The organism is Lysobacter sp. N42 (assembly GCF_004344885.1).
The window spans coordinates 1-12,484 of record NZ_SKFB01000035.1; the positions used below are offsets into that span (position 1 = coordinate 1).

The 12,484-nt window shown below is 73.6% G+C and carries 13 protein-coding genes; 9 read left to right on the forward strand and 4 right to left on the reverse strand.

What is annotated here, in order from left to right:
* Positions 1-73 precede the first annotated feature (73 nt).
* Complete coding sequence (locus tag EYQ95_RS21875; RefSeq protein ID WP_243700035.1) at positions 74-1,021, reverse strand: mitochondrial fission ELM1 family protein; 948 nt, start codon at positions 1,019-1,021, stop codon at positions 74-76.
* Positions 1,022-1,111: 90 nt separating this feature from the next.
* On the opposite strand from EYQ95_RS21875, the gene EYQ95_RS21880 reads away from it, so the two are divergent.
* From EYQ95_RS21880 to waaA, 8 genes are all read left to right on the forward strand, one after another.
* Positions 1,112-1,702 (forward strand): malonic semialdehyde reductase, encoded by a 591-nt coding sequence (locus EYQ95_RS21880; RefSeq protein WP_132330532.1) that lies wholly within the window; start codon positions 1,112-1,114, stop codon positions 1,700-1,702.
* A 19-nt stretch (positions 1,703-1,721) separates the two neighbouring features.
* A complete protein-coding gene (locus EYQ95_RS21885) occupies positions 1,722-2,306 on the forward strand; it encodes a YceI family protein (RefSeq protein ID WP_132330534.1) in 585 nt (194 codons plus the stop codon).
* 3 nt (positions 2,307-2,309) lie between these two features.
* Positions 2,310-3,020 (forward strand): pirin family protein, encoded by a 711-nt coding sequence (locus EYQ95_RS21890; RefSeq protein ID WP_132330536.1) that lies wholly within the window; start codon positions 2,310-2,312, stop codon positions 3,018-3,020.
* A 65-nt stretch (positions 3,021-3,085) separates the two neighbouring features.
* Positions 3,086-3,298 carry a zinc-finger domain-containing protein gene (locus EYQ95_RS21895; protein WP_132330538.1) on the forward strand — a complete coding sequence of 71 codons (213 nt, stop codon included), beginning with the start codon at positions 3,086-3,088 and terminating at the stop codon, positions 3,296-3,298.
* A gap of 27 nt (positions 3,299-3,325) precedes the next feature.
* On the forward strand, positions 3,326-4,441 hold the full coding sequence (locus EYQ95_RS21900; protein ID WP_132330540.1) for a glycosyltransferase: 1,116 nt from the start codon (positions 3,326-3,328) through the stop codon (positions 4,439-4,441).
* Positions 4,410-5,744 carry an O-antigen ligase gene (locus tag EYQ95_RS21905; RefSeq protein ID WP_243700036.1) on the forward strand — a complete coding sequence of 445 codons (1,335 nt, stop codon included), beginning with the start codon at positions 4,410-4,412 and terminating at the stop codon, positions 5,742-5,744. Before EYQ95_RS21900 ends, EYQ95_RS21905 begins: the two co-directional genes overlap by 32 nt.
* Positions 5,741-6,664: an LpxL/LpxP family Kdo(2)-lipid IV(A) lauroyl/palmitoleoyl acyltransferase gene (gene lpxL, locus EYQ95_RS21910; RefSeq protein ID WP_165924820.1), complete on the forward strand. Its 924-nt coding sequence runs from the start codon at positions 5,741-5,743 to the stop codon at positions 6,662-6,664. The genes EYQ95_RS21905 and lpxL overlap by 4 nt, the downstream gene beginning before the upstream one ends.
* Positions 6,664-7,965: a lipid IV(A) 3-deoxy-D-manno-octulosonic acid transferase gene (gene waaA / locus EYQ95_RS21915; RefSeq protein WP_132330542.1), complete on the forward strand. Its 1,302-nt coding sequence runs from the start codon at positions 6,664-6,666 to the stop codon at positions 7,963-7,965. Before lpxL ends, waaA begins: the two co-directional genes overlap by 1 nt.
* Before the next feature lie 353 nt (positions 7,966-8,318).
* Here waaA and EYQ95_RS21920 read toward each other — a convergent pair whose 3' ends face one another.
* From EYQ95_RS21920 to EYQ95_RS21930, 3 genes are all read right to left on the reverse strand, one after another.
* Positions 8,319-9,737, reverse strand: coding sequence for a TolC family outer membrane protein (locus EYQ95_RS21920; RefSeq protein ID WP_132330544.1), 1,419 nt, complete (start codon positions 9,735-9,737; stop codon positions 8,319-8,321).
* 59 nt (positions 9,738-9,796) lie between these two features.
* Positions 9,797-10,450, reverse strand: coding sequence for a protein-L-isoaspartate O-methyltransferase (locus tag EYQ95_RS21925; RefSeq protein ID WP_132330546.1), 654 nt, complete (start codon positions 10,448-10,450; stop codon positions 9,797-9,799).
* A 177-nt stretch (positions 10,451-10,627) separates the two neighbouring features.
* Positions 10,628-11,293 carry a TetR/AcrR family transcriptional regulator gene (locus EYQ95_RS21930; RefSeq protein WP_132330548.1) on the reverse strand — a complete coding sequence of 222 codons (666 nt, stop codon included), beginning with the start codon at positions 11,291-11,293 and terminating at the stop codon, positions 10,628-10,630.
* 88 nt (positions 11,294-11,381) lie between these two features.
* Here EYQ95_RS21930 and EYQ95_RS21935 point away from each other — a divergent pair, with 88 nt between their 5' ends.
* Positions 11,382-12,476 carry an efflux RND transporter periplasmic adaptor subunit gene (locus EYQ95_RS21935; RefSeq protein WP_132330550.1) on the forward strand — a complete coding sequence of 365 codons (1,095 nt, stop codon included), beginning with the start codon at positions 11,382-11,384 and terminating at the stop codon, positions 12,474-12,476.
* Positions 12,477-12,484 lie beyond the last annotated feature (8 nt).

Genomic DNA, 12,484 nt, shown 5'->3' on the forward strand with positions numbered 1-12,484 from the left:
AACCCCGCCAACTTCCTGGCCTTTCTCTACCTTGCCGCCATGCCTCTGTGGATCGCTTGAATGTCGATTCGGCCTAGGCCAGGCGCGCGCGCACTTGCGCGGCCACCCGCGCGGTCTCGCGCAGCGGCACGACGTCGAAGGGGGTAAGCGTGTCGTCGAGCGCGCGGATGCGCCCGCGCGCGGCCAGCGCCTGCACGAAGCGCCCGGGCCGGCCGCGGATGCCTGCGGTGCCGGCCACGTACAGCGGCGCGGGCGTGGCCGCGGCCTCGGACAGCATGTTCACCGAGTCGGCCGTGCAGACGATGCGGTCGGCCCAGCCCAGCAACGCGGCGTACGGGTTGCGGCCATCGACCGAGCCGGTCCACACCAGCCCGGGCAGGCCCGCGAGGCGCCGTCGCATCGCATCGACGAACGCGGCCGGCGTGCGCCGCGACGTGGTGGCCAGCACGCTGCCGCCGTCGCGCTCGATCGCGTGACGCACCGTCGCCAGCCAGCGCTCGAACTCGCGCAGGCCCAGGCGCAGGTGCGGCGTCGAACCGCCGACCAGCAGCGCCGTGCGCGGGCCGGGCAGGGCGCCGAGTTCGGCGAAGGCCGCGCGCGCCGCCGCGAGCCAGGCATCGCCGACCGGGTTCAGGCTGCCCAGCAGCGTGATCACGTTGGCGCCGCGCAGGCGGTCGTGCTCGGGCACCACGACGGCGTCCCAGTGGCGCGGGTCGATGCGCGGATCGAGGATCTGCACCGCCGGAACGCCGCGTTCGCGCAGCAGGCGCGTGGCCAGCGCGGCCTGCCGCCCGCAGCCGATGGCGAGCGTGGCCGGATCGATGCCCTCGAGCGCATCGCCGAAGGCCGCCTCGCTGCCGGGAAGCCGTCGGGGCGCGGCCCACCGCCATGGCGCGCGCGGGGCCAGCGTGGTCGAGCGCGTGGGCAGGCCAAGCGCGTCGGCCAGCGCACGCGCCTGGCGCAGGTTGCCGGCATGACCGTCGGTGAGGACCCGGCTGCGGGTCGGCGCAGAACGTTGCACGGGTCGGATCGATCCGTTCCGGGGCGGCGACGGCGCCCTCGCGGGGGCAGACTCTACACTGCGGGCCCTTGTCGATACCGGAGACACGCGATGCCGCAGCCGCTGCCGCAGGACGCACTCGACCAGCTGTTCCGCACCGCGCGCACGCACAACCGCCTCACCGGCGAGGTGGGCGACGACACGCTGCATGCGCTCTACGAGCTGGTGAAGATGGGCCCGACCTCGGCCAACATGTCGCCCGCGCGCTTCGTGTTCGTGAAGTCGCCCGAGGCCAAGAAGCGGCTCGAGCCCGCGCTCGACGAAGGCAACCGCGAGAAGACCATGGCCGCGCCGGTCACCGTGATCATCGGCCACGACCTGGCCTTCTTCGAGAAGCTGCCCTACCTGTTCCCGCATACCGATGCCAGGAGCTGGTTCGACACCAAGCCCGAGGACCAGCTCGAGGTCGCCGCGCTGCGCAACGGCTCGCTGCAGGGGGCCTACCTCATCCTCGCCGCGCGCGCGCTCGGCCTGGATACCGGCCCGATGTCGGGCTTCGACAATGCGAAGGTCGACGCCGAGTTCTTCGCTGGCACGCGCATCCGCTCCAACTTCCTGGTCAACCTCGGCCAGGGCGACGCTTCGCAGATCTTCCCCCGTTCCCCGCGCCTTCCGTTCGACGAAGCCGCGCGCATCCTCTGACCGCCCCGCGGAGACCGCCATGTTCAAGCGCATCGCCCTCGCCACCGCACTGGCCGCCGCAAGCGTGGCCGCCGTGGCCGCGCCCGTCGCCTACAGGATCGATCCGACGCACACCGACGTCATCGCCAGCTGGAGCCACCTGGGCTTCTCCAACCCGATCGCGCACTTCGGCCAGGTCGACGGCACGATCACCTATGACGCGCAGAACGTGGGCGCGTCGAAGGTGGAGGTCACGATCCCGCTGTCGGGCATGAACTCGCACGTCGAGGCCTTCGACAGGCACCTGCGCAGCGCCGACCTGTTCGACGCGGAGAAGTACCCCACCATCACCTTCCGCAGCACGAAGGTGGAGCCCGCGGGCGAGGGCCGGCTGCGCGTCACCGGCGAGCTCACCGTCAAGGGCGTCACCAAGCCCGCGGTGCTCGACGTCACCCTCAACAAGGTGGGCGAGCATCCGATGAAGAAGGTGCCGACGATCGGCTTCGACGCCACCACCACGATCAGGCGCAGCGATTTCGGCATCGCCTACGCCGTGCCTGCGGTGAGCGACGAGGTGCGCATCCGCATCACCACCGAGGCCTCGGCGCCCAAGGCCGGGGGCTGAGCGATGATCGTCGAGCGCCCGTCCGACGCGCGCGGCCATGCCCGTCACGGCGGCTGGCTCGACAGCCGGCACACGTTCTCGTTCGGCCAGTATTACGACCCGCAGTGGATGGGCTTCGGCCCGCTGCGGGTGATCAACGAGGACCGCGTGGCCGGCGGCGGCGGCTTCGCGCCGCACGGCCACGCGAACATGGAGATCGTGAGCCTGGTGCTGGACGGTGCGCTCGCGCACCGCGACAGCACGGGCGGCGGCGGCACGATCGGCCCCGGCGAGCTGCAGCTCATGAGCGCGGGCCGGGGCGTGCAGCACTCCGAGTACAACGCATCGGCCACCGAGCCGGTGCACTTCCTGCAGATCTGGATCCAGCCCGACCGCGTCAACACCGCGCCCGGCTACGCGCAGCGCGCGCCGCGCGAGGACGACGCCGCGGGCGGTTGGGCGACGCTGCTCTCGCCCGATGGCGCCGACGGCAGCCTGGCCATCCGCCAGGACGCGCGCCTGCTGCAGGTGTGCCTGCAGCCGGGCATGCAGGCCTCGACCCGGCTGGACCCGGCGCGCCGCTACTGGCTGCAGCTGGCGCGGGGGGGCATCACCACGCCGCGTGCGCTGGCCGCGGGCGATGCGCTGGGCTTCATCGACGAAGGCGGCGCGCTGGACCTCACCGCCGGCCCGGACGGCGCGTGGCTGCTGCTGTTCGACCTGCCGCGCGACTGAGCCCCCAGCCGGCCGCCACGCCGCCGCTGGTAGACTGCGCGGCCAGCCGTTCGCACGTCGCCGCCATGACCGCATCCGACCGCACCGCCTCCCCGCAGAACGCTTCGCCTGCGAATGCCGAGCGCCGCTACGTCGTGGGCCGCGCCGACCTGCCGCTGAGCTGCCCGCTGCCGTCGATGGCGCTGTGGAACTCGCATCCGCGCGTCTACCTGCCCATCGAGGCCGAGCGCGAGGTGCAGTGCCCCTACTGCGGCGCGCACTTCGTGCTGGAAGGTTGAGCCGCAGCCGCAGGGCCGGCTGAGCCGATGCGTCGGCTGACCGTCGTCCAGCTGCTGCCCGCGCTGGAATCGGGCGGCGTGGAGCGCTCCACGCTGGAGATCGCGCAGGCGCTGGTCGCCGCGGGGCACCGCGCGATCGTGGTGTCCAGAGGCGGCCGCCTGGTGCCGCGCCTGGTCGCGCTGGGCGCCGAGCACGTCGAGCTGGACATCGGCCGCAAGTCGCTGCGCAGCTTCGCCACCGTCCGCCCCCTGCGCGCGCTGCTCGCGCGCGAGCGCGTCGACCTGGTGCACGCGCGCTCGCGGCTACCGGCGTGGATCGGCCTGCTGGCGCTGCGCGGCATGGACGCGGCCACGCGGCCACGCTTCGTCACCACCGTGCACGGACTGAATTCCCCCTCGCGCTACAGCGCGGTGATGACGCGCGGTGAGCGGGTGATCTGCGTCTCGGCCACGGTGCGCGACTACGTGCTGCGCTATTACCCGGCCACCGACGTGGCCAGGCTGCGCGTGATCGAGCGCGGAATCGACCCCGCGGCGTTCCCGCGGCGTGCGCATCCCGACACCGATGCCCGTGCCTGGGCGGCATCGCAGCATCCCGCCCTCGAGGGCGCGGGGCCGCTGCTGTTGCTGCCCGGCCGCGGCACGCGGCTCAAGGGCCATGCCGACGGGCTCGCGCTGCTGGCGCGCCTGCGCGCGGACGGGATCGATGCCCGCCTGTGGCTGCCCGGCGCGCGCGAGGCCGGGCGCGAGGCCTACATCGCCGAGCTCGAGCGCGAGGCCGCCGCACTGGGCATCGCGCAGGCCGTGGCGTTCACCCCACCCACCGATGCCATCGCGCGGGCGTACGCGGCCAGCGATCTCGTGCTGCAGCTCTCGCGCAAGCCCGAGGCCTTTGGGCGCACGGTGGTGGAGGCGCTGTCGGTCGGTCGGCCCGTGCTGGGCTGGGCGCACGGCGGCGTCGGCGAGCTCCTGTCGCGCCTGCAGGCCGAGGGCGCGGTCGCGCCGTTCGATGCCGATGCGCTGCATGCCGCGGCGCGCGCGCTGCTCGCACGGCCTCCGCAGCCGCCCGCTACGATTCCCCAGACTCTGCAGGCCATGCAGGAGGCCACGCTTGCCGTCTACGCCGAACTCGCCCGTCCCTGACGCCCGCCACGGCTGGCGCTGGGCGCCCGCCTGGGTGCTGGCCTACGTGGCGCTGTGGCCGACCAAGGGCGTGGCCGAGGGCGTGATGACGCTCGGCGCGCTGGTCGCGATCTGGCTGCTGGTGCAGGCGCGCTTCGCCGGCGGCACCCGCCTGCTCAGCCGCGAAGCCTGGGCGCTCACCAGCGTGCTGTTCGCGGCCTACTGGCTGCCCGAGCTGGTGTCCGCGCTGGATGCGGTGGACGTGCCGCGCGCCTTGCGCGAGGCCGCGGTCGACCTGCGCTACCTGCCGTTCCTGTGGCTGGTGGCGGCGTCGGTGGCGAACGCCGATGCACGCAGGCGCACCTTCCAGGGGCTGGCGATCATCGCCGCGATCTGGTGCTTCGACGCCCTGCTGCAGGCCGCCAGCGGCACCAGTGCACTGCAGGCGGCGCTGGACACGGCCAAGCAGGGGCTGACGGGCAAGCCGCTGTGTCCGGCCGACGAAGCCCATGCCTTCGGCCGCATCACCGGCGTCTTCAGCGACTGCAACCCCAAGCTCGGGCAGGTGCTGGCCAGCCTGTCGCCGTTCGTGCTGCACCTGGCCGCCCAGCGCTTCCGTGCGGGGGGCTGGCTGTTCGCCGCCGCGGCGCTGGGCATGGCCATCGTGCTCGCCGGCTCGCGTGCGTCCTGGATCACCTACGGCCTGGTGCTGCTGTTTTCCGGTTGGCGCCTCCTGGGCTGGAAGCGGCTGCTCGGCGTCTTCGCCTTCGGTGCCATCGCGCTGGGCGTGCTCGCCGCCACGCTGCCTGCCGTGCGCGAACGCATCGAGCGCACCACGCAGGCCCTGGCCGTGAGCGAGGAGGGGGTGGACTCGGCGCTCTCGGGCCGCAGCCGCATCTGGAGCGCGGCGGTCTGCATGGCGCGCGAGCACCCGGTCAACGGCGTGGGCGCGCGCGGCTTCCGCGAGGCCTTCCCGGCCTGCGATCCGCAGCCCGGCGAGAAGGCCGAATGGGGCGAGGGCCCGGCGCTGCACGCGCACCAGATCGTGCTCGAGGTCGCCAGCGAGACGGGTGGCTTCGGCCTGCTGCTCTGGCTCGCGGGCGCCGCGCTGGCCTGGCGCGCCTGGCGCTATGCGGACGCGCGCTCGCGGCTGCAGGCCCGGCCCGCGATGCTCGCGCTCGCCGTCACCGTGTTTCCGTTCAACACGCACCTGGCGTTCTATTCGACCTTCTGGGGCGGTCTGACGCTGATGCTCGCTGCCTTGTACGCCGGCAGCCTGCTCGACCGCGACCGCCCGGTGGCCACGGAGGCCCCGGCGCGATGAGCGGGGCCGCTGCGACACCGACCTCGCCGGGCGCGCCGCCGCGCGGCGTACGGCACTGGCCCATGTGGTGCGCGGTCGGGCTGCTGGTCGCGATGGGGCGCCTGCCCTGGGGGCTGCAGCGTGCGCTGGGCCGGCTGGTCGGCAGGCTCGCCTTCATGCTCGCCGGCAGCCGTCGCCACGCCGCGCGCGTCAACCTGCGGCTGTGTTTTCCCGGGCTCGACGAGGCCGCCCGCGAGCGCCTGCTGCGCGACAGCTTCCGCGACTTCGGCATCGGCCTGTTCGAGTTCGCGCGCGCCTGGTGGGGCGATGCGGCGCCCATGCGGCGCGACGTCGTCATCGAGAACCTCGACATCCTGCGCGCGCTCGAGGCGCAGGGCCGCGGGGTGCTGATGGTCTCGGGCCACTTCATGACGCTGGAGATGTGCGGGCGCCTGCTCTGCGACCACGTGCCCCTGGCCGGCATGTATCGCCGCTACCGCGATCCGGTGATGGAGTGGGCGGTCAAGCGTGGCCGCCTGCGCTATGCGGCCGCCATGTTCACCAACGAGGACATCCGGCCCGCGATGCGCCACCTCAAGCAGGGCGGCTTCCTCTGGTACGCGCCGGACCAGGACATGCGCGGCAAGGACACCGTGTTCGCGCCGTTCTTCGGCGTGCCGGCGGCGACGATCACCGCCACCCATCAGTTCGCGCGGCTGACGGGCTGCGCGGTGGTGCCGTTCTTCCACCGCCGCGAGGGCGGGCGCTACGTGCTGCGCATCGGCGAGCCGCTGGCGGATTTCCCCTCGAAGGACGCGGCCGCCGACAGCGCGCGCGTCAACGCGTCGATCGAGGCGATGGTGCGCGAGGCACCGACGCAGTACCTGTGGATCCATCGCCGCTTCAAGCGGCGCCCCGACGGCATGGCGCCACCGTACTGATGCCGCATCGCCCCGAGCTCGCCGAGCGCCTGCTGCGCATCGCCTACTCGGCGGTGCTGTACCTGCTCACGCCGGTGACCGTCTACCACCTGATCTGGCGCGGCTTCCGCCAGCCCGCCTACTTCGAGCGCTGGAGCGAACGCTATGCCGGCTTCGGTCCACCGCGCACCCGGCGCGTGCTGTGGGTGCATGCGGTCTCGATGGGCGAGGTCAACGCGGCGATCCCGCTGGTCGAGGCACTGCTCGAGCGCCGGCCCGACCTGCGCCTGCTCGTCACCACCATCACGCCCACCGGTTCCGAACGCGTGCGCGCGCTGTGGGGCGACCGCGTCGACCACGTCTACCTGCCCTATGACCTGCCGGGCGCGGTGGCGCGCTTCCTGCGGCATTTCCGCCCGCATGCGGTGCTGGTGATGGAAACCGAGCTGTGGCCGAACCTGCTGTTCGGCTGCCGCGACGCGGGCGTGCCGCTGTACGTGCTCAACGCGCGCCTTTCGGCCCGCTCGCTGCGTGGCTATCGCGTGCTCGCACCGATCGTGCGCCGCGCCCTGCGGACCGTGCGCGGCGTCGGCGCGCAGTCCCACGCCGATGCGCGCCGCTTCGTGGCCCTGGGGGCCCTGCCCGGGTGCGTGGTCGAGACGGGCAACCTCAAGTACGACACGCGCGTGCCGGATACGCTGGCACAGGTCGCCGCCGAATGCCGCGCCCGCCGCGCCGGGCGACCCGCCTGGATCGCCGCCAGCACGCATCCGGACGAGGAGGCTGCCGTGCTGCGCATGCACCGGCGCCTGCGCGAGCGTTTTCCCGGGCTGCTGCTGTTCTGGGCGCCGCGCCATCCCGAGCGCTTCCGCGCGGCCGTCGACCAGGCCGTCGCGGCCGGACTACGCACGCGGCGACGCTCGGAGGATCGCTGGCCCGACGCGGACACCGATGTCTTCGTCGTCGACACCCTGGGCGAGCTGCTGTGGTTCTATGCCTGCGCCGACGTGGCCTTCGTCGGCGGCTCGCTGCAGCCGGTGGGCGGGCACAACCTGCTCGAGCCCGCGGCCACGCGCACGCCCGTCGTGACCGGGCCGCACCTGCACAATTTCGCCGAGATCTCGCAGCGCCTGCGGCAGGCGGGCGCGCTCGAGGTCGGTGGCGATGCGGAGGCGGTGGAACAGCTGCTGGGCGCGCTGCTCGCCGACCCCCGGCGGCGCACGGCGGTGGCGGATGCGGCCGCGGCGCTGGTCGAGTCCGGACGCGGCGCGCTGGAGCGCACGCTGGCGCTGATCCAGCCCGACCTCCCGCCGGCCCCGTAGCCCGGGCAAGCCAGGCGTAGCCCGGACCGCAGCTGTCTAAACCGGAACCCGGCGAGGTCCTGCTGCCCCAGCAAGCGAAGCGCAGCCCCGACCATCGAACCGCCATGCCACGGCAGAGCCCGGCCCGGCGGCAACGCCGGCGCGAGCCACCAACGCAAGCCACCGCAGGACACCGCGTCGCTCGGCCGATGCCGCATCACGGAGCGCTGCGGGCCGGGCGGACGACGCCGCCACGGACGCGCTTCGCCTCCCCCGGGCCACGCGACTGCCGACAGGCGAGCCCACCGGCGTGGCCGGGCGACAAAAAAAGGCCGGCATCGAGCCGGCCTTCGCGCACGCCTGGGTCGGCCGCCTTACGGCGCCGGCACCGGCGGCGCCTCCGCCGTCAGCAGGCGGTTGATCTCCTGCACGTCCTCGACGTCGAGCGTGCCCGCGGCCTGCTCGAGGATCAGGCGGTTCTGCAGGAAGTTGTAGCGGGCCTGCGCGTAGGCGCGCTGTGCGTTGAACAGGTTCTGCTGGTTGTTGAGCACGTCCAGCACGGTGCGCGTGCCGACTTCCAGGCCGACCTGCGAGGCCTCGTAGGCCGAGCGCGCCGACACCAGGGCCAGGCGGCGGGCCTCGACCTCGCTGATGCCGGCCACCAGCGTCTGGTAGGCATTGCGGGTGTTGCGCACCAGGGCGCGGCGCTGCTGCTCGAGCTCGTCGGCCGCCACGTCGCGCTGGGCGATGGCCTGGCGCACGCGCGAGGCGGTGGCGCCGCCGTTGAAGATCGGCACCGACAGGGTGATGCCCACCGACGGGCCGCGGCTTTCGTTCTCGATCGGATTGGTCACGGCGGCCGGCAGCAGCGGGCTGCTGAAGGTACTGTCGCCGGTGGTGCGGCGGTCACCGAAGGAACCGTTGAGGTAGAGCGTCGGCCAGTAGCCCGCGCGCGCGGTGCCGACGCCGGCCTCGGCCGACTGCAGGCGCTCCTGCTGGGCGCGCAGCGCCGGGTTGTTCTCGATGGCTGTGGCCACCCAGCCTTCGACGTCGCGCGTTTCCGGCAGCGCCGGCTGGAAGTTCTCCGGCAGGGCCTTGAGGCTGGTCACCGGCTGCCCGGTGATTTCCGCGAGCGCCTGGTAGGCGTCCTCGACCGCGTTGCGCGCCACGATGGTGTTCGCACGGGCGCTGTCGTACTGCGCGCGGGCCTCGTGCACGTCGGTGATGGGCGCCAGGCCCACCTCCAGGCGCTTGGAGGCGAACTCGAACTGCTTGCGCAGCGCTCCCTCGGCGGCCTTCGCCGCCTCCAGCGTCTCCAGTGCGACCAGCACGTTGAAGTAGGCCGCGGAGGTGCGGGTGATCAGGTTGTCGCCGGCCGCCTCCACCTGGAAGTCGGCAGCCCGGGCCAGCGCGCGCTGGCTCTCCAGCTGCGTGAAGCGGGCGCGGTCGTAGACCATCTGCTGCAGGTTGACGCCGACGTTGCGCGTGCGCGTATCGCTCTCGGTGTCGCCGGTGAAGCGCACCGGCTGGCCCGTGGCCGGGTCGAACTGGGTTTGCGTGGCCGGGCCTTCGGTGCGCGAACGCTGCAGCGAGGCCGAGCCGTCAAGCTGCGGCAACATCGCCGCGCGGGCCTGCACGGCGCCCTCGCGGGTGGCACGCGCGCCGCCCTCGGCGGCGGAGAGCTGGGGATCGCCTTCGCGCGCGAGCTGGTAGACCTGCAGGAGGTCGGCCGCCGGCGCGGCGGCGGGCAGCAGGGCGAGGGCAAGGGCGAAGGCGAGCGGTCGGCGGATCATCGGGTCGGTCCTGGAGGCCGTTCGGTGGCGGCTCGGTCGAGCCGTGCGAGGGACTCGCGTTACAGGTGGAAGGTCGGCACCGGCGCGGCGCCGGCGAGGTAGGGGATGTCGGTTTCGAACAGCGATTCGATGCGCGGCGCGGGCCCTTCGTTGCGCACCAGCACCGCCTCCATCGCCGGCGCACGGCCACGCACGATGAACATGCGGCCGCCGGGCTTGAGCAGTTCCAGCAGGCGCGAGGGGATCGCATCCACGGCGCCGTTGACGCAGATCGCGTCGAAGCGGCGATCGCAGCGCCAGGCGAACACGTCGGCGGCCTCGAAGCGCACGTTGGCGATACCGAGGGACTCCAGGCGCGCACGCGCCGCCTGCACGAAGTCCGCATGGCGGTCCAGGCTCACCACCTCGCGCGCCAGGCGCGCCAGGCAGGCGGTGACATAGCCGCTGCCGGTGCCGATCTCCAGCACCTCGTCCGTCTCGGTGGGCAGCAGCGCCTGCAGCGCGCGGCCCGCCAGCACCGGCTTGAGCATGAGCTCGCCATGGCCGAGCGGAAGTGCGACGTCGGCATAGGCGACGCCTTCGTAGGCGGGCGCGACGAAGCGTTCGCGCGGCATGTCGGCCAGCACGGCGAGCACGCGCGGGTCGAGCACGTCCCAGGGCCGGATCTGCTGTTCCACCATGTGTTCGCGGGCGTGGGCGTGATCGTGCGTCATCGTCGGAAGGGTCTGGGGAAAGGCCGCGATTCTACCGGGCGGCGGACTGCAGGCCGGTCGCAGACCCCGCAGCGACAGGATCGCCGCCGGCGTGAAGGCCGACCGAGTGCCGGAAGTAACCGTGAGTGCCGGCACCGCGCCCGCCAACGCGCGGGGGCAGCTGCCCGTTGACCCGGCTCATCCGCGCACCCCGTAGGCGCGCAGGAACATGTCGATGCAGGCGCGCACGTGCGCCTCGGGCGTCATGTCCGGATCGCCGCTGCAACCGCAGCCGAAGACCATCCGCGCATGCGGCTCGCCCTTGAGCAGGGTGAAGAACTGCGAGGCGGCGAGGCCGGTGTCGGGAATGTCGAGGTCGCCCGCGGCCACGCGCGCATCCAGCAGCGTCTTCAGGCCGTCCTGCACGCGGCGCGGGCCGGCTTCCCAGAACAACTGCGGAAGCGCGGTATCCATCACCTGTGGGCTGCAGAGCATGCGCTGGCCGGCGATGGCCTCGGGCGCGGAGATCATCGCGTAGAACGCGGTGGCGATCTCGGTCAGGCGCTCGCGCACGGGCTGCTGCGGGCGGTCTTCCAGCAGCGTGGGGGGCACGCCGCGCTCGCAGTGGGCCTTGACCGCTTCGGCGAACAGCGCGTCCTTGTCGCCGAAGTGGCTGTAGACGGTGAGCTTGGAGACGCCGGCTTCGTTGGCGATGGCATCCATGCTCACGCCCTCGTAGCCCTGCGCCGTGAACAGGCGCTTGGCGGCATCGAGGATGGCGGCGCGCTTTCCCAGGTCCTTGGGGCGGCCGGGGCCGGCCGCGGGAGCGGGGTCGGCGGTGCGACGGGGGCGGGGCGGGACCATTGGTCGGGCAGCTTAGCGGAAATACTGGACCGATGCGTTCGGTAATTTTACAGTACCAGCCGGTTCATTAATTACCGCTGAGACTTCCATGCCCGTCCGACCGCTACGCCGTGCCGCCGCCGGCGCCGTGCTGCTCCTGCTGCTCGCCGCCTGTGCCCGCGAACAGGCCCCGCCGCCGCGCCCGCGCCCGGTCATGGTCGTGCAGCCGGGCGTCGCGCCGGGGGTCGCCGATGCCTACGCCGGCGAGATCCGCGCCCGCGAGGAGAGCACGCTGGCCTTCCGTGTCGGCGGCGCGCTCGTCGAGCGGCGGGTGGACGTGGGCGACCGCGTGCGCCGCGGCGAGCTGCTGGCCGTGCTGGATCCGGGTGACCTGCAGGCCCAGGCCCGCGCGGCGCAGGCGCGCCTGGTCGCCGCCGAGGCCCAGCTTCGGCGCGCGCGGGCCGACCAGGCGCGGCTGGCCACGCTCGGCCGCGACCAGCTGGTCAGCCGTTCGGCCGTCGATGCGCAGAACGCCGCCGCCGCCGCCGCGCAGGGCGAGGTCAACGCCGCGCGCGCGGCGCTGGTCGTGGCGCGCAACCAGGCCGCCTACACGCAGCTGCGCGCCCCGCGCGACGGCGTGATCGCGGCGCGGCAGGCCGAGGCCGGGCAAGTCGTGGCAGCCGGCCAGCCTGTGTTCCAGCTGGCCGCCGACGGCGGGCGCGAAGTCGCCTTCGCCGTCGCCGAGAACGCCGTGCGCGCGATCCGCCCCGGCCAAGCGGTGCAGGTGGAGCTGTGGTCGCGGCCCGGCCTGCGGCTTCCCGCGCGCGTGCGCGAGGTCGCCCCCGCGGCCGATCCGGCCACGCGCACGTACGCCGTGCGCGCCACGCTCGGCGACGGGGCCGCGGGCGTCGAGCTCGGACAGAGCGCGCGCGTGTTCCTCGACGGCGCCGCCGCCGGCCCGCTCGCCGTGCCGCTCGCCGCCGTGCAGCGTGGCCCCGCCGGCCCGGCCGTCTTCGTGCTCGATCCGAAGACGTCGACGCTGCGGCTGCGGCCCGTGCGCACCGGCCCCTTCGGCAGCGCGAGCGTGCCCGTGCTCTCGGGCCTGTCGTCGTCCGACTGGGTGGTGGCCGCCGGCGCGCACCTGCTGCGCGAGGGGATGAAGGTCGCCCCGGTCGACCGCGAGAACCGCCCCGTCCGCCCGTAACCGCTGCG